16 protein-coding genes are annotated in these 15717 nt (G+C 64.5%); 11 read left to right on the top strand and 5 right to left on the bottom strand.

Annotated features, from left to right (window positions below; translation table 11 throughout):
• Window positions 1–260 precede the first annotated feature (260 nt).
• The 8 genes from ACO07C_RS27195 to ACO07C_RS27160 all read left to right on the top strand — a co-directional run bounded on the left by ACO07C_RS27195 (window position 261) and on the right by ACO07C_RS27160 (window position 10075).
• Window positions 261–1919, top strand: coding sequence for an ATP-grasp domain-containing protein (locus ACO07C_RS27195; RefSeq protein ID WP_421917268.1), 1659 nt, complete (start codon window positions 261–263; stop codon window positions 1917–1919).
• 41 nt (window positions 1920–1960) lie between these two features.
• Entirely contained in the window at window positions 1961–3505 is a 1545-nt protein-coding gene (locus ACO07C_RS27190; protein ID WP_421917266.1) for a hypothetical protein, read from the top strand.
• Complete coding sequence (locus tag ACO07C_RS27185) at window positions 3506–4978, top strand: pyridoxal phosphate-dependent decarboxylase family protein (protein WP_421917265.1); 1473 nt, start codon at window positions 3506–3508, stop codon at window positions 4976–4978.
• Between the two features lie 241 nt (window positions 4979–5219).
• The gene (locus ACO07C_RS27180) at window positions 5220–6428 is read left to right on the top strand and encodes an ABC transporter substrate-binding protein (RefSeq protein ID WP_421917264.1); all 1209 of its coding nucleotides are present in this window, start codon (window positions 5220–5222) and stop codon (window positions 6426–6428) included.
• A gap of 23 nt (window positions 6429–6451) precedes the next feature.
• On the top strand, window positions 6452–7225 hold the full coding sequence (locus ACO07C_RS27175; protein ID WP_421917616.1) for an ABC transporter ATP-binding protein: 774 nt from the start codon (window positions 6452–6454) through the stop codon (window positions 7223–7225).
• Window positions 7218–7928, top strand: a complete 711-nt coding sequence (locus tag ACO07C_RS27170) for an ABC transporter ATP-binding protein (RefSeq protein WP_421917262.1) — start codon at window positions 7218–7220, stop codon at window positions 7926–7928. The genes ACO07C_RS27175 and ACO07C_RS27170 overlap by 8 nt, the downstream gene beginning before the upstream one ends.
• Before the next feature lie 286 nt (window positions 7929–8214).
• Window positions 8215–9102: a branched-chain amino acid ABC transporter permease gene (locus ACO07C_RS27165; RefSeq protein WP_421917261.1), complete on the top strand. Its 888-nt coding sequence runs from the start codon at window positions 8215–8217 to the stop codon at window positions 9100–9102.
• A 1-nt stretch (window position 9103) separates the two neighbouring features.
• Window positions 9104–10075, top strand: a complete 972-nt coding sequence (locus ACO07C_RS27160) for a branched-chain amino acid ABC transporter permease (RefSeq protein WP_421917259.1) — start codon at window positions 9104–9106, stop codon at window positions 10073–10075.
• Between the two features lie 26 nt (window positions 10076–10101).
• Here ACO07C_RS27160 and ACO07C_RS27155 read toward each other — a convergent pair whose 3' ends face one another.
• The 3 genes from ACO07C_RS27155 to ACO07C_RS27145 form a co-directional block, all read right to left on the bottom strand.
• Window positions 10102–10377 (bottom strand): hypothetical protein, encoded by a 276-nt coding sequence (locus ACO07C_RS27155; RefSeq protein ID WP_421917258.1) that lies wholly within the window; start codon window positions 10375–10377, stop codon window positions 10102–10104.
• 97 nt (window positions 10378–10474) lie between these two features.
• Complete coding sequence (locus ACO07C_RS27150) at window positions 10475–11233, bottom strand: DUF899 domain-containing protein (protein WP_421917257.1); 759 nt, start codon at window positions 11231–11233, stop codon at window positions 10475–10477.
• 15 nt (window positions 11234–11248) lie between these two features.
• Window positions 11249–11440 (bottom strand): hypothetical protein, encoded by a 192-nt coding sequence (locus tag ACO07C_RS27145; RefSeq protein WP_421917256.1) that lies wholly within the window; start codon window positions 11438–11440, stop codon window positions 11249–11251.
• Window positions 11441–11574: 134 nt separating this feature from the next.
• Here ACO07C_RS27145 and ACO07C_RS27140 point away from each other — a divergent pair, with 134 nt between their 5' ends.
• The 3 genes from ACO07C_RS27140 (at window position 11575) to ACO07C_RS27130 (ending at window position 14725) form a co-directional block, all read left to right on the top strand.
• Complete coding sequence (locus ACO07C_RS27140) at window positions 11575–12795, top strand: helix-turn-helix domain-containing protein (RefSeq protein ID WP_421917254.1); 1221 nt, start codon at window positions 11575–11577, stop codon at window positions 12793–12795.
• A gap of 76 nt (window positions 12796–12871) precedes the next feature.
• Complete coding sequence (locus ACO07C_RS27135; RefSeq protein WP_421917253.1) at window positions 12872–13501, top strand: DUF5074 domain-containing protein; 630 nt, start codon at window positions 12872–12874, stop codon at window positions 13499–13501.
• A gap of 393 nt (window positions 13502–13894) precedes the next feature.
• The gene (locus ACO07C_RS27130) at window positions 13895–14725 is read left to right on the top strand and encodes an aldo/keto reductase (RefSeq protein ID WP_421917251.1); all 831 of its coding nucleotides are present in this window, start codon (window positions 13895–13897) and stop codon (window positions 14723–14725) included.
• A gap of 80 nt (window positions 14726–14805) precedes the next feature.
• Here ACO07C_RS27130 and ACO07C_RS27125 read toward each other — a convergent pair whose 3' ends face one another.
• A complete protein-coding gene (locus ACO07C_RS27125) occupies window positions 14806–15078 on the bottom strand; it encodes a hypothetical protein (protein ID WP_421917250.1) in 273 nt (90 codons plus the stop codon).
• Between the two features lie 211 nt (window positions 15079–15289).
• Window positions 15290–15595 (bottom strand): hypothetical protein, encoded by a 306-nt coding sequence (locus ACO07C_RS27120; RefSeq protein WP_421917249.1) that lies wholly within the window; start codon window positions 15593–15595, stop codon window positions 15290–15292.
• Between the last annotated feature and the right edge of the window lie 122 nt (window positions 15596–15717).

The following is a 15717-nucleotide window of genomic DNA, read 5'->3' as shown; positions in this document are numbered from 1 at the left end:
TCCGCCTCCGCCCCCGCCAAGCGACCCGAAGCAAGCGAAGTCGCTTCGTGCGGCAGCTTCTGTGATCCGTAAGGCACGATTGTTCCGGCCCATGCACGGAACCCACAAGGCTCGCACAAGCGCGGGGAGCCAAGGTGGGACCGCACATCGTGCAAGCGGCGTGGAGGCCGAATCGGCCGTAGCCACCGCGTGACAGAAGGCTTGACGGCTTGAAAAGCGCGGCAGCTCAAATCGAGACATTTGAAGATACCAACCTGATCATGGGCAAGGCACCCATCGTGCGGGCCGTCTTTGAGGGGCGAGATATCTCACCTTTGTGGGACAGGTTGTTCGGGCGCGTTTCCGCCGATCTCACCGATGCTGCCGCATTCATGGATGTATCGATCCTGCTTCATGCAATCGGCGAGCAAGACAAGGCGGCGCTCAGCCAGAAAGCCGCACTCGAGATCAGTCGAACATATCGGATACGCAACGGACGCGGCACCGGCCCCAACGTCCTTGTCTTCGTCACCGCCGGCGACTTCATGGCCAACACGCCGATCGAATTCCTGCTTGAGGAGTCCGACGCGAACATCCTGCTCCATTATGTCGATGCCGATACGCCGGATCTGAAGGACGTTCCCGAACATGATGTAGCGTTCGTGGCCGTCGGCGAGTCGGCGGCAAATCTCGCCGTGTTGGAGAACCTTGAAAGGCTGCTGCACGGTTGGGCCGGCCCCATAATGAACAATGCGCCACGCCTCATCGTGGGTCTTTCCAGGGATGGCGTCGCGGAAGCTCTTAAGGAAGAGCCTTCGATACTTGCCCCGCCCGCCGCGCGCGTTGATCGAGCCGCGATCGAGAAACTAGCTTGCGGAGAAACGGAGGTCGGCTCGATCCTCGTGGCAAACACATTCCCGGTAGTTGTTCGTCCGCTTGGCACGCATGCCGGCAAGGGGATGGAGAAAATCTCCACACGAGCGGAGCTTTCGACATACCTGAACACCCACGACGAAGGCGAATTCTACGTCACGCCATTCATCGACTACAGCGGCACGGACCACAAATTCCGCAAGCAGCGCATCGCATTCATCAACGGGCGCACCTATGCCAGCCATCTCGCGGTTTCCGAGCATTGGATGGTGCATTACCTGAACGCCGGAATGACCCAGCATGAAGACAGGCGCGCAGAGGAAGCGTTGTGGATGGCAAACTTCGACAGCGACTTCGCGGTGCGCCACGCGCGTTCATTCGATGCGCTTCATCGGCGGCTCGGACTGGACTACTTCGCCATCGATTGTGCCGAGCTTCCCGACGGACGACTGCTCGTCTTCGAGGCGGATGTCGCGATGATCGTCCATGCGATGGATTGGGAGAGTATCTTTCCCTACAAGAAGAGTGCCATGCGCAAACTCTTCGCGGCTTTCGAACATGCGCTGGTACGGCGCGCCGCGCGGATGCTGCCAACACCGGCCACCGAATGCGCCCATACGGGAAAACCAGCCGTCTACCAGAGGACCCATGACGACTGCCTGGTTTGCGCCCTGGCGATGTTCACCGGCCGAACCTATGACGAAATCCAGGACGTCGCGCGAGGCTGCGACCCCGCGTACCCGCTCGGCGGCCCGATGAGCCACTCCATCATGCGCGGCGTCGCCAACAAATGCGGCTTCGTTCTTCTGAGCGGCATCTACATGCTGTGGGCCAAACCCGCGATCATAGGCGTCATCTCGCCGACCGTCCCCGATGCAGGGCACGCCGTCTTCTGGGACGGCGAGAAAATCATCGACCCCGGTTTCTGCGAACGCGTCGACCGTGCCTATGTCGACCGGTGCGGCCTGGAGTTCACGCAGCGTGCGACCGATCTCGAACCGCTGATCAGCCACGACATCCAGATTTCCTCCCTGGCCGGTGCGGTGGCGGCTCATGAGCCGCTTTGACCTGGACCACCTCGCTGCCGCCCTGGATACGGAGAACCATCATGCCCGCAGTTCAGCGCGGTAACCTGCGGGCCCTGGACGCCCGCTTCTCGCGAATCGGCCAAAGCGATCACCTTTCCCATTCGCCGGCGTCCGTTTCATTACTCCTCGGGACGGGTGGCGACAGGCGCATCTGGCCGGATCCGGTCACGCGGCGTAATCGCTATGGAACGCTGGCAGCGCCGGCGGATGATGAGATTTCATTCTCCTCGACAACGGCGAGCAACGTTTCCGGCGAAGGCTTCCTGGCGGCGGGCATCGCATTGCGGCGGCTCATCGATCTGGAATCGCCCTCGCCTGTCCCCTACGATGAATGGTTCGCCGACATTCGCCAGGCAATTGCGCGCAGCCTTGGCTGCGTCGATGCCGAAATCGTGCTGGCCGCCTCTGGCACGGATGCAGAGCTCATAGCGCTGTGCCTGTTTGCCGGCCTTTCGAAACGCCCACTGACCAATGTGCTTGTGGCCCCCGACGAAACGGGAAATGGCGTTCCAAGGGCGGCTGCCGGATGTCATTACTCCGATCTGACCGCGCTCGGCGGCGCCGTGGAAGCCGGAGCCCCGCTGGAGGGCCTGTCGCCAGGCCGCATCGAAGTGCGCACGATTGCCATCCGCAATGAAACGGGCGAGCCCCGGTCTCAGCATGAAATCGATGCCGATGTCATCGCGGCAGTCGAGCGGGAACTGAGGCGGGACCGGGATGTCCTCGTTCATGTGCTCGATACGTCGAAGACGGGTTTGCCGGCGGTATCGCGCCCGGCCGCGCGCCACATGGCCGCCCTCGCCCCCGGACGCGTGCACATCATCGTCGATGCCTGCCAGTTACGGGGCTCCATTTCCAGCCTGAGGAAGGACCTCGCCGACGGCTTCATGGTGGCGATGACCGGATCGAAATTCATCGCCGGTCCTCCGTTTTCGGGCGCGCTTCTCATCCCTTCCACATTCGCTGAAGCGTTTGCGACAAGGGCCGGCATTCCGGAGGGCCTTGCGGAATACACCGCGGCACAGGACTGGCCGGCGGCCCTTCGCCAACGGACGAGCTTCGCGTTCACGTCGGAACTGAATCTGGGCCTGGGTTTGCGTTGGATCGCGGCCTTGGCCAATCTCGAGGGCTATGCCGCAATCGCCGAATCCCGGCAACGCCTCATCAAGGAGGAATTTGTCAGCCTGGTGCGCTCTCGAATTGAGGACATGAAGGGCGTCTCGCTTCATCCGCATGATGATGGCGGCCACCTCGGCTCGCGAGCGATCGTCCCATTGACGATCACGACGGCCTCGGGCTCCCTCGCCTCGTTCGAGGACTCCCAGAATATCCAGGTGCTTATGCGCACTCTCGGCCAGGGGCCCATCTGCCATATAGGCCAGGCCGTGCGTCTGGGATCGCGCGCGGTCCTGCGCGTTGCCGGCTCAGCGACGGATGTGGCCGCTGTCTCGGCGCGCATGACAGAAGGCCAGTCCCTGCCTCAGGCGATGGAGCCGATCAGGGCCAGGCTGGACGTTTTCTTCGACGGATTGTCAGCGGCCCTTCAGCACCTCAGAGGTGCCTGATTGTCACTTTCCGCCAATGGGATATTCGCCGCTGCTGGCGATCTCGCCGAGCCCAGCCTCGATCCGGCGGACTGGGATCAGTTCCGCCAGACCGCCCATGGCTTGCTCGACGACATGATCACCCACATCGAAACGATCCGGCAGCGGCCGGTATGGCAGGCGCCGGCCGATGAAACCCGCCAGCGGTTTACCCGCCCGTTGCCGAACGGATCGCGCGAACTGGGCGACGTGCTGGATGACGTGCGCACGCACATCATCCCCTTCGCGACCGGCAATCTGCATCCGCTGTTCATGGGTTGGGTGCATGGCGCCGGCACGCCGATCGGGATGGTGGCGGAAATCGTGGCCAGCGGCCTGAACATGAACTGCGGCGGCCGCGACCATGCCGGCATCGTGGTCGAACAGCAGATCGTGCGCTGGATGGGTGAGGCCCTCGGTTACCCCGCCGGCGCCAGCGGCCTGTTCCTCACCGGCTCCTCGATGGCGAACTTCGTCGCCGTCACCATCGCCAGGACCGAGGCGCTGGGCCAGTCGGTCCGGGATACCGGCCTGCGCGGCGAAAGCCAGCTTGTCGCCTATACGTCCGCCCAGGCCCATTCCTGCATTGCCCAGGCGATGCAGCTGTCCGGCATCGGATCGGCGAATCTGCAACTGGTCGAGGTCGATGCGGCCGGGCGGATGCTGCCCGGCGCTTTGCGCGCGATGATCGCGGAAGACCTCGCCAAGGGGTTACTGCCCTTTCTCGTCGTCGGCACCGCAGGCACGGTCAACACCGGGGCCATCGATCCGCTCGCCGATATCGCTGACATCGCGTCGCGGGAAAATCTCTGGTTCCATGTCGATGGTGCGATCGGCGCTCTCGCCATGTTGTCGACTTCCCTGCGCGACCTGTTCAAGGGCATTGAACGGTCGGCGTCGGTGGCGCTCGACTTTCACAAATGGGGCCAGGTTCCCTACGATGCCGGATTCCTGCTGGTGCGGGACGGCGATGCCCAGAAGCGAACATTCGCGCAGCCCGCGGCCTATCTTCAGCGCGCGGACCGTGGGCTTGCCGCCGGCGAGACCTGGCCCTGCGACCTGGGTCCGGACCTGTCGCGCGGCTTCCGGGCGTTGAAGACATGGATGACGATCGAGGCGCTGGGAGCCGATCGTATCGGACAGTCGATCGCACACACCTGCATGCTCGCGCGCTATCTCGCCGAGCACCTGGAACGCCACCCGGCATTCAAACTGAAGGCACCGGTCGCCCTCAACATCGTCTGTTTCGGCATTAGAGGGGCGAACGCCGAGTTTGTCCGAAACCTGGTGCTTGACCTGCAGGAATCCGGCCTGGCTGCGCCTTCATGGACCACCCTCGACGGCGAATTGGTGGTGCGCTGCGCCATCGTCAACCACCGCACGACCATGGCCGATATCGATCGGTTCCTAGATATTCTCACCAGATATCTCGCCGATCGCGGTGTAGGGAGCTAGCCTCCGCAAAGGGACCACCTGCCCATCGCATGGCAATCGACCAGAGCAGGAACGACGGCGTGCTACGAAAGCAGCAGTTCTCGTGACCGCGTGTCGATGCTACGACTTCGCATGGGCGGTTCGGGGTTGCGAACGTATGCTGCAAACATACTATATTTCCAGGAAAATCGGGGGCGTTCTTGAAGCAGTGACAAGGCTGACGCCGGGTTGACCGACGGATGGCCGCAAGGGAGGAGTTCCAGTGAAGACGACGTACCTCGTTTCGGCCGCGTTTTTCGCGGCGACCATGGTTTCGGCATCGGCGGCCGAAATCTCCGACGGCAAGGTGAAGATCGGCATCCTCAACGACCAGTCCGGTGTCTACGCCGATTTCGGCGGCAAGTGGTCGGTCGCGGCGGCCAAGATGGCGGCCGAGGATTTCGGCGGCAAGGTGCTGGGCGCGCCGATCGAGATCGTCGACGCCGACCATCAGAACAAGCCCGACATCGCCTCCAACATCGCCCGCCAGTGGTATGACACCGAGCAGGTCGACGCCATCATGGAGCTGACGACGTCCTCGGTGGCGCTGGCTGTCCAGGGCATTTCCAAGGAAAAGAAGAAGATCGACATCGTCACGGGGGCGGCCGCCACCGATCTCACCGGCAAGCAATGCTCGCCCTACGGCTTCCACTGGGCCTACGACACGCATTCGCAGGCGGTCGGCACCGGCGGCGAACTCGTCAAGCAGGGCGGCAACAGCTGGTACTTCATCACCGTGGACTACGCCTTCGGCTATTCGTTGAAGGACCAGACCTCCAAGCTGGTCGAAGCCGCCGGCGGCAAGGTGCTGGGCGAGGTGCGCTATCCGCTGGGCTCCACCGATTACTCGTCCTTCCTGCTGCAGGCGCAGTCCTCCGGCGCCAAGATCGTCGGCCTCGCCAATGCCGGCCTCGACACGTCCAACGCCATCAAGCAGGCGGCGGAATTCGGCATCGTCGCCGGCGGCCAGCGGCTTGCGGCCCTTCTGTTCACGCTGGCCGAAGTCCATGGCCTCGGCCTCCAGGCGGCGCAGGGCGTCGTGCTGACCGAAGGCTACTACTGGGACCGCGACGACAAGAGCCGCGAATTCGCCCAGCGCTTCTTCAAGCGCACCGGCCGCATGCCCAACATGATCCAGGCCGGCACATACTCGGCGGTGACGCAATATCTGAAGGCGGTCGAGAAGGCCGGCACCGACGAGACCGAGGCGGTCGCCAAGCAACTGCATGAAATGCCGGTCAACGACGTCTTCACGGCGAACGGCAAGGTCCAGGCCGACGGCTCCATGGTGCACGACATGTATCTCTACCAGGTCAAGAAACCGGAGGAGAGCAAGAAGGACTGGGACTACTACACCTATCTGGCCACCATTCCGGGCGACCAGGCCTTCATGAAAGCGCAGGACAGCGGCTGCCCGCTCGTCACCAAGTGAGGGCAACGGCCGCCGTGGCCGTGATGCCCGCGAGCGCGGATGCGGAACCTCGGGTGGTCCTTTCCGCCCGAGGCCTCAAGCGTGACTTCGGCGGCTTCCTCGCCGTCAACAATGTCGACCTCGACGTCCACCACGGCAGGATCCACGCGCTGATCGGCCCCAATGGCGCGGGCAAGACCACCGTCTTCAACCTGCTCACCAAGTTCCTGCAGCCGACCAGCGGCCGGATCGAACTGCTGGGACGCGACATCACCCGCACCGCGCCGGCCAGGGTGGCGCGCATGGGGCTGGTGCGGTCGTTCCAGATATCGGCCGTGTTCCCGCATCTCAGCGTGCTCGACAATGTCCGTGTCGCGCTGCAGCGGCCGAATGGCCTCGGCGTCCAGTTCTGGCGCTCTCTGTCGGCGCTCGACAGCCTCACGCCGCGCGCCGAGGAACTTCTGCGGTCCGTGGGCTTGGACGATGCCAGGAACCGCTCGGCCGGCGATCTTTCCTACGGCCGCAAGCGCGTTCTGGAGATCGCCACGACGCTGGCGCTCGACCCCAAGGTGCTGCTGCTCGACGAGCCGATGGCCGGCATGGGGCATGAGGATGTCGGCACGGTTTCCAATCTCATCCGCTCGATTGCCAGGGATCGCGCCGTGCTGATGGTCGAGCACAATCTGACGGTCGTGGCCGATCTCTGCGACTGGATCACCGTTTTGCAACGCGGCGAGATCCTCGCCGCCGGCGACTACCAGACAGTCAGTTCGGACGAGCGCGTCAAGGTCGCCTACATGGGGACTGATCATGGCTGAGGCGGCTCCCCTCCTCCGCGTCCGCGATCTCAACGCATGGTATGGCGAAGGCCACGCGCTGCACGGCGTCAACCTCGACGTCTTCGAAGGCGAGACGGTCACGCTCATTGGCCGCAACGGCGTCGGCAAGACGACGACCCTGCGCGCCATCATGGGACTGATCCGCAAGCGCACCGGCCAGGTCAGCTTCGCCGGCCAGGATCTGATGCGGTTGCCGCTGCACAAGACCGCCCATGCCGGCATCGGCTTCGTGCCGGAAGAGCGCGGCATCTTCGCCACGCTGACCGTCGACGAAAACCTGATCCTGCCGCCGGTCGTCGCCAAGGGCGGCATGAGCGTCGAGGAGATATTCGCGCTGTTCCCGAACCTCAAGGAGCGCCGCAACAGTCCGGGCACGAAACTGTCCGGTGGAGAACAGCAGATGCTGGCCATCGCCCGCATGCTGCGCACCGGGGTCAAGCTGCTGCTGCTCGACGAGCCGACCGAGGGCCTGGCGCCCGTCATTGTCCAGCGCATCGGCGAATTGCTGGCGACGCTCAAGCAGCGCGGCATGACGATCCTGCTCGTCGAGCAGAATTTCCGCTTCGCCAGCCGCGTCGCCGACCGTTTCTACCTGATGGAACACGGCAAGGTGGTGGGTGAATTCCCGGTTGGGGAATTGTCGTCGCACATGACGCAGTTGCACGAGGTTCTGGGCGTATGACCGCGAAAGTAGCCTTTATCTGCCTGGCGTCGCCGCTGCCCCTCACCTGCCTGCCGGCATCCTCTCCCCGTATAGTGACGGGGAGAGGGGCGCTGTCATTGATGATTTCGCCAATCAGCAGCGTTGCAGGAACGGCGCCTAAGCTGCGTTCAGCCCCTTCTCCCCGTCCTTATACGGGGAGAAGTGCCCGGCAGGGCGATGAGGGGCAGCGCAAACGCCGACAATTGGCCGGTCCCGGCTCAATTGCCCTGCTCGCGAATGCAGCGGCCCTTTTGGTGACGCCGCCATGACCATGATCTTCGGAATCCCCGTCCAGGCATTGCTCGGCCAGTTGCTGGTCGGCCTCATCAACGGCTCGTTCTACGCCATGCTGAGCCTGGGGCTGGCCATCATCTTCGGCCTGCTGCGCATCATCAATTTCGCCCATGGCGCGCAATACATGCTCGGCGCCTTCGTCGGCTACCTGCTGCTCGTCCATCTGGGCATAGGCTACTGGCCGGCCCTCATCCTCGTGCCGCTGGTCGTCGGCGTTTTCGGCATGGTGGTCGAACGCCTCGCGCTGTCCAGGCTCTACGACCTCGATCCGCTCTATGGCCTGCTCTTCACCTTCGGCCTCGCCTTGGTCATCGAGGGTGTCTTTCGCTACTTTTACGGCGTTTCCGGCAATCCCTATTCCGTGCCGCCGCTGCTCGCCGGCGGCACCAATCTGGGCTTCATGTTCCTGCCCAACTATCGCGGCTTCGTGGTGGTGGCGTCGCTCATCGTCTGCTTCGGAACCTGGGCGCTGGTCGAGAAGACGCGACTCGGCTCCTATCTACGCGCGGCGACGGAAAATCCCCGGCTGGTGCAGGCCTTCGGCGTCAACGTGCCGTTGCTGCTCACCCTGACCTATGGGCTGGGCTCGGCGCTGGCCGGCCTTGCCGGCATCTTGGCCGCCCCCGTCTACCAGGTCAGCCCATTGATGGGATCGGACCTCATCATCGTCGTCTTCGCCGTGGTCGTCGTCGGCGGCATGGGGTCGATCCTCGGCGCCATCGTCACCGGCTACATGCTGGGCCTGGCCGAAGGGCTGACCAAGGTGTTCTATCCCGAAGCCTCCAACCTGGTGATCTTCGTCATCATGGCGATCGTGCTTCTGGTCCGGCCGGCCGGCCTGTTTGGAAGGGACGCCTGACATGGTAGCTGTCACGCCCCAGGATGCCGCCGCCAAAACCTCGGCCCGGCTGGAATGGGCGCTGGTGGCGCTGGGCATCGTGGCGCTGCTGGCGGCCCCCTTCTTCGTCTATCCCATCTTCCTGATGAAGATGCTTTGCTTCGCGCTGTTCGCCTGCGCCTTCAACCTTCTGCTCGGCTATACCGGCCTGCTCTCCTTCGGCCACGCCACCTTCTTTGGCGGCGCCGCCTATTTCTGCGCCCATGCGATGAAAGTATGGGGCTGGCCGCCCGAAGCCGGCATACTGCTCGGAGTCGCGGGGGCTGCCCTGCTTGGCCTCGTCATGGGCTTCTTCGCCATCCGTCGCCAGGGCATCTATTTCGCCATGATCACGCTGGCGCTGGCGCAGATGTTCTATTTCTTCTGCGTGCAGGCGCCCTTCACCGAAGGCGAGGACGGCATCCAGGGCGTACCGCGCGGCCACCTCTTCGGTCTCATCGACCTCAATGATCCCCTGAACATCTACTATGTCGTGCTGACGGTCGTCCTGATCGGCGTGTTCGCCATCTGGCGCATCGTCAACTCGCCCTTCGGCATGATCCTGCGCTCGATCCGCGAAAACGAGAACCGCGCGATATCGCTCGGTTATTCCGTCGCCAACTACAAGCTGGCCGCCTTCGTCATGTCGGCGGCGCTGGCCGGACTGGCCGGCGCGCTCAAGGCCATCGTCTTCCAGTTCGCGACGCTCACCGACGTCACCTGGCAGATGTCGGGAGAAGTCATCCTGATGACCCTGCTCGGCGGCATCGGCACCATGGTCGGCCCGATCATCGGCGCCGGCCTCGTTGTCGGCCTGGAAAACACGCTCGCCACCTCCGGCTTCCCCGTGACCATCGCCACCGGCCTGATCTTCATGATCTGCGTGCTGGTCTTCCGGCGCGGTATCGTCGGCGAATTTTATGCGCGGGTTTTCAAGACGAAGGATGGCGCGTAGCTGGGGTCGGCATGACCGACCCCCAGCTATTGCCGGGCCTGCCGACCGGATAGCACCCTCAACCAGGGGGCCAGATGAAAGGCGCTCATCAGGAGATACATTACCGGCATGCCGGTGAGAGGCGACGCATCCGGCATCCCCATGCACAACATGGAAGCATTACCGCCAAGAACGCAGGTGGCCAGCGCCATAAGCGCGAAGATCGGCGCGGCGGCCAGGCACAGCCAGTCGGCGATGCCCAGAGTGGCCGTCCTGGTGTTTTCGGGAACTACCCCACCGGCGGCTGCGTGGATATCAGTCATGGTCTTTATCCTTGATGGTTACCGGCCAGGACTTGGGTTCCTCGCCCCCGCCGAAGGTGGGGCGAGGAACCCAAGCTGGTCTCAGACCCGCCAATCCTTACTGGGCGCTCTTCTCGCGGAAAGCCGCCTCTCCGGCATCAGACACCTCGACCCACCTCTTGTCGGGCGCCGCACCTTCCTCGTAATTGTCGTGCCAGTTCCACCATTTGTAGGTCTGGGTCTGCGGATAGCCTTCGGGCGAATCCTCCCAGACCTCCTGGCGGCCGAGCGGCGTTATGTCGAGATAGCTCCAGACGGTGCCCATGACCTCGTCGCCACGGTTGTTGATGAAATAGGTTCGGAACACCCGGTCGCCATCGCGGAAGAACACGTTGTGGCCGTGCCATTCATCGACGCCGAAATCCTTGTCGAAGCTGTCGGTGATCGTGTACCAGGGCATCTCCCAGCCCATGCGGTTCTTGAGCCTGGCGATGTCGGCCTGCGGCGCCCGCGAGGCGTAGGCCAGCGTGGTGTCGCGGGCGTTGAGATGGGCGAGATGCGAGACCTGGTCGGCGCCGAGCGAACAGCCACGGCAGGCATGATCGGGCCAGCCATAGACGCCCGGTTCAAAGAAGGCGCGGTAGACGATCAACTGGCGGCGGCCTTCGAACAGGTCGACGAGGCTGACCTTGCCATTGGGGCCTTCGAACACATAGGCCTTGTCCACTTCCATCCATGGCATGCGCCGCCGCTCGGCGGCCAGCGCGTCCCTGGCGCGCAGCGTCGCCTTCTCCTTCATCAGCAGTTCCTCGTGCGCGCCCTCCCAGGCCTCCTGGGAAACGATCGGCGGCGTCTTCATGGCTACGTGCTTGTTCATCGGTCTTCTCCTTGATCAATCTGTCGTCGCGTCGTTACGGCGCGGTGCTGTGAGCCGGTCCTGGGCCAGGCTGGTGTCGCCGGGCCGGGAGGCGGGAGTGACAAGCGTGGCGGGATTTGCGTCCTCGGGCCCGCCGCAGCAGGGGTGGCGGGCGCGCGCGGACGTGGCGGTTGCCGCCCCATGGGTCAGGTCGTCGCAACTGTGCATGTTCGGTGTTCTCCTTGGCGTGCCGCGCATTGCCCGCGATTTTCTGGGCCGAGGCGGCTTGCCGGTTGACGGTACGGACGTAAGTTAGGACCGCGGCGCGCCGGGGTGGGAGTTACAAGTGTGACGGGATTCGAATGGACTCGCTGATCACCGCGGCCGGGCTGGCGCTGGCGGCGGGTGATCCGCTCGGCGCGCTCGACCGCGTCGCCTTGCGCGACGATGCCCCGGCGCTGGCGCTGCGCGGCATCGCCATGGCGCAGCTTGGCGAGTTCGAGCGCGCCAAGGCGCTGCTGAAGCGCGCCGCCCGCGCCTTCGGCCCGAAGGAGGCGGTGGCTCGTGCCCGATGCGTCGTCGCCGAGGCCGAGATCGCGCTGGTCTCGCGTGACCTCGGCTGGCCGGCCAAGGCGCTCGACGCCGCCCGCGCAACACTGGAAAAGCATGGCGACCGGCTGAACGCGGCGCATGCCGGCCATCTGAAAGTGCGGCGCCTGCTGCTGATCGGCCGTCTCGACGAGGCCGAGCAGGTGCTGGCCGGGCTGGATCCCGCACCGCTGCCGCCGGCATCGCGCGCGGCACACGAACTCGCCGTCGCCGGCATCGCCATGCGGCGTCTCAAGACAAAAGCCGCGCGCACGGCGCTCGAATGGGCGCGGCTCGCCGCCCGCCATGCCGGCATTGCCGGCCTCTTGGCGGAGGTCGACAGCGCGTTCCTGGCACTGGACACGCCGGCGGCGCGCCTGATCGCAAACGGCGAGGAACGCCCGCTGCTGCTCGCGGAGGTCGAGGCGCTTCAGGCATCGCCGTCGCTGGTCGTCGACACGTTCCGCCATGCCGTTCGCAAGCAGGAAACGGCGGTTTCGCTGGCAACGCGTCCGGTGCTGTTCGCGCTGGTACGCGCGCTCGCCGAGGCATGGCCGGGCGACGTGGCGCGGGCAACGCTGATCGCTAGGGCTTTCGGCGGCAGGCATGCCGATGAATCGCATCGTGCGCGGCTGCGCGTCGAGATCGGCCGGCTGCGGGCCGAACTGCGGGAGTTGGCCGACATCGGCGCCACCAGCCGAGGTTTTGCGCTGGCGCCGCGCCAGCCAGGCGCTGTTGTGGTGCTGGCGCGGCCGATCGAGGAGCGGCACGCTTCGGTGCTGGCCTTGCTGGCCGACGGCGAGGCGTGGGCGAGTTCGGCCCTGGCCCTGGCGCTCGGCGGCGGCCAGCGCAGCGTGCAACGCGCGCTCGAGCAACTGGCGGAAGCGGGCAAGGTGCAGTCGTTCGGGCACGGGCGGGCGCGCCGCTGGATGACGCCGCCGGTGGCGGGATTCACGACGACCTTGTTACTCCCGGCGCCGCTGCCGAACGGCTAGAGCATGAGGCCGGACCGACTGCCAGCGAGGCGGCGTTCAAGCAGGACATGTCCGATCATTCTGGAGAGAACAAGACATGAAACACTCAACGGCGGAAATCCTGCGCGAGTATCCCTTTCCGGAGGCGGAGACGGTCGCCGGCGTGAGCTTCGATGGGGAAAACGTCTGGTTCGCCGCTGGCGACATGCTGAATGCCTTCGACCCCGAGACTGGAAAGACGCTGCGCTCGATCGATGTCGCCGCCCATGCCGGCACGGCCTATGACGGCAGGTATTTCTATCAGATCGCAGGGGATCGCATCCAGAAGATCGACCCCGACACCGGCAAGGTCCTGTCCACCATCCCCTCCCCCGGCGGCGGCCGCGATTCCGGAATGACATGGGCCGAAGGCAGGCTGTGGGTCGGGCAGTACAGGGAGCGCAAGATTCACCAGATCGATCCCGAGACCGGCGCGATCCTGCGCACCATCGAATCCAACCGCTTCGTCACGGGCGTGACCTGGGTCGACGGCGAGCTGTGGCACGCAACCTGGGAGGCCGAGCAGAGCGACCTGCGCCGCGTCGACCCGCAAACGGGAAAGGTGCTGGAGACGCTGGACATGCCCGCGGGCATGGGCATTTCCGGGCTGGAATCCGACGGCGGCGACCGCCTCTTCTGCGGCAGCGGCAACGCCCGCGTCATCCGCGCGGTGCGGCGGCCAAGGTAGCGCGCAGTTCGTGGGACGCGCCAGCCCTGCCACGGTCCGCTAGTCTAGTCAAAATCGCGAAAGGCAGCGCTGCCCCTCATCTGCCTGCCGGCATCTTCTCCCAGTATAGTGACGGGGAGAAGGGGCCGGCCGCTACCTTTGCTCCATACTCCGCAACGTTTATAGTTGGCGAAATCATCGGCGCATGCGTCCTTCTCCCCGTTCACGGGGAGAAGATGCCGGCAGGCAGATGAGGGGCAGCACGGCGGCTGAGGATAGAGCTGCAACATCCGTGACCACCACCCGCAACATCGGCAATTTGTCCACCGCGACTGGTCGTCACCCGATGTAGTGCCTAGATAGGCTGAGCGCCGGACCATGCGTCCGGCCCTCCCGCCTCAGAAGGACACGACCATGCCCCAGCAACTGAAATTGAACGACGGCGCCACCATCCCCCAGATTGGCCTTGGCGTCTGGCAGGTCGACCCCAAGGTGACGGCAAAGGTCGTGGGCTGGGGCATCGAGGCCGGGTACCGGCTGATCGACACCGCCGAAGGCTACAACAATGAGGAAGGCGTCGGCGAGGCGATCCGCGCCGCCGACGTGCCGCGCGGCGATCTGTTCATCACCTCGAAATTGCGCAATGGCGCCCACAAGCGCGACGCGGCGCTGAAGGCGTTCGACGACACGATGGCCAAGCTCGGCATCGACCAGCTCGACCTGTTCCTGATCCACTGGCCGGTGCCCAGCCAGGACAGATATGTCGAGGCCTGGAAGACGCTGATCGAACTGAAGAAGGACGGTCGCATCAAGTCGATCGGCGTTTCCAACTTCAACCGCGACCATCTGGAGCGGATCATCGGCGAGACCGGCGAAACGCCCGTCGTCAACCAGATCGAGTTGCATCCGCGCCTGCAGCAGCGCGACCTCCGGGATTTTCACGCCCGGCACGGCATCCACACCGAAAGCTGGAGCCCGCTCGGCTCAGGCCGCCTGCTGAGCGATCCGACCATCGAAACAATAGCCCGGAACCATGGCAAGTCCGTCGCGCAGACGATCATCCGCTGGCATGTTCAGGAAGGCCTGATCGTCATCCCGAAGTCCATCCACCAGGACCGCATCGCCGCCAATTTCGATGTCTCCGACTTCGAGCTGACGGCGGCTGATATGTCGACCATTCGCGGCTTGGACTCGCCAGACGGCCGTACCGGCCCGGACCCGGCGACGGCGGCGTTTTTGTTCTGACGGCGCATAGAGAGAACTCCATCCCGATTCCATCGGGATGGAGACCCTAACCTCTTCAGGCTACCGGCCCTGCGGGGCGCCTATCTTTTCGATTCAACAAGGATCACCAGCGATTCTGGCACGACCCCATCATGCGCCATCGCTTCGGCGGCTTTCTGGCTGGTCATGGCCGCCGCCAGGGCGTCCATGTCCGGAACATCCATCATCAGGGCCACCCGGGTCGGGTTCCGCGGATCGACAAATGTGCGGATGTTGGTGACCCCGAGCGCCCCGAACAGTTCCGCGCGCTTGGGCGAGTTGAGCCAGTGCCTGGCGTCCTTGGTGATGGTGTGATGGCCTATGACTGTTGGCATGGCGTCCTCCCAAAGGCGGCGCCGACGGTCGAATTCTTCGGCCTTATGCCCGCGATCCACCTGCACGGTCAGTGAGCGCCGTTTCAATCGGGCTGTCAATTAGCAATTGCTCATATGAATCGGGCCACCACGCAAGATCGCCGGATGATCTGAAATGCCTTTGCACCGAGGCTGCGGCGTTGTCGCTACCGGCCGCGTGAAACGCCCCGTCCTATATCCCCGACCCATCCAGTTGCTGGGCGTCTTCGCCCTCCCAAGGCGCCGGCATCGAACCGCGGCCCGCATTGGCGGACGGCAGCGGCATCCAGCACTTCAACTCCGGCTCGGCATATTCGATGACGCGTCCCGGCGAAGAGTCGGAAGCGCGCCATCCCTCGCTGGCGAACTGGTCGGCGCGCGACCAGTAGGCGAGGTCGACTTCAGCGGGGCCTTGTTCGGACGGCCGGACCGTAACCAGGATTCGGCTGCCATCCCTTGGCGCCGTCGACATGTGGCGCCAGCGTTCGGGCTCGTCCATCGCATTTCCTCCTGCAGTCGGCTCTCGGCCATTCCCGGGTCGATACTCGCTTCGCACCCCGGAACGGTCAACCCGATCTTTGCTCGGGCATGGCGATATCCAGCCTGATGGATCGCCCCTGC

It is taken from the genome of Mesorhizobium sp. (genome assembly GCF_965229135.1).
In the GTDB taxonomy this organism is placed as follows: Bacteria; Pseudomonadota; Alphaproteobacteria; order Rhizobiales; family Rhizobiaceae; genus Mesorhizobium.
The sequence above is the reverse complement of the archived record's forward strand: the minus strand, read 5'-3'. Positions and strand labels throughout refer to the sequence as shown.

Coding starts and splice junctions, on each gene's coding strand:
- ACO07C_RS27155 (WP_421917258.1), bottom strand. CDS start 10,377: ATGACTGATATCCACGCAGCCGCCGGTGGGGTAGTTCCCGAAAACACC.
- ACO07C_RS27120 (WP_421917249.1), bottom strand. CDS start 15,595: ATGGACGAGCCCGAACGCTGGCGCCACATGTCGACGGCGCCAAGGGAT.
- ACO07C_RS27125 (WP_421917250.1), bottom strand. CDS start 15,078: ATGCCAACAGTCATAGGCCATCACACCATCACCAAGGACGCCAGGCAC.
- ACO07C_RS27170 (WP_421917262.1), top strand. CDS start 7,218: ATGGCTGAGGCGGCTCCCCTCCTCCGCGTCCGCGATCTCAACGCATGG.
- ACO07C_RS27150 (WP_421917257.1), bottom strand. CDS start 11,233: ATGAACAAGCACGTAGCCATGAAGACGCCGCCGATCGTTTCCCAGGAG.
- ACO07C_RS27195 (WP_421917268.1), top strand. CDS start 261: ATGGGCAAGGCACCCATCGTGCGGGCCGTCTTTGAGGGGCGAGATATC.
- ACO07C_RS27145 (WP_421917256.1), bottom strand. CDS start 11,440: ATGCACAGTTGCGACGACCTGACCCATGGGGCGGCAACCGCCACGTCC.
- ACO07C_RS27190 (WP_421917266.1), top strand. CDS start 1,961: ATGCCCGCAGTTCAGCGCGGTAACCTGCGGGCCCTGGACGCCCGCTTC.
- ACO07C_RS27130 (WP_421917251.1), top strand. CDS start 13,895: ATGCCCCAGCAACTGAAATTGAACGACGGCGCCACCATCCCCCAGATT.
- ACO07C_RS27135 (WP_421917253.1), top strand. CDS start 12,872: ATGAAACACTCAACGGCGGAAATCCTGCGCGAGTATCCCTTTCCGGAG.
- ACO07C_RS27160 (WP_421917259.1), top strand. CDS start 9,104: ATGGTAGCTGTCACGCCCCAGGATGCCGCCGCCAAAACCTCGGCCCGG.
- ACO07C_RS27140 (WP_421917254.1), top strand. CDS start 11,575: ATGGACTCGCTGATCACCGCGGCCGGGCTGGCGCTGGCGGCGGGTGAT.
- ACO07C_RS27175 (WP_421917616.1), top strand. CDS start 6,452: ATGCCCGCGAGCGCGGATGCGGAACCTCGGGTGGTCCTTTCCGCCCGA.
- ACO07C_RS27165 (WP_421917261.1), top strand. CDS start 8,215: ATGACCATGATCTTCGGAATCCCCGTCCAGGCATTGCTCGGCCAGTTG.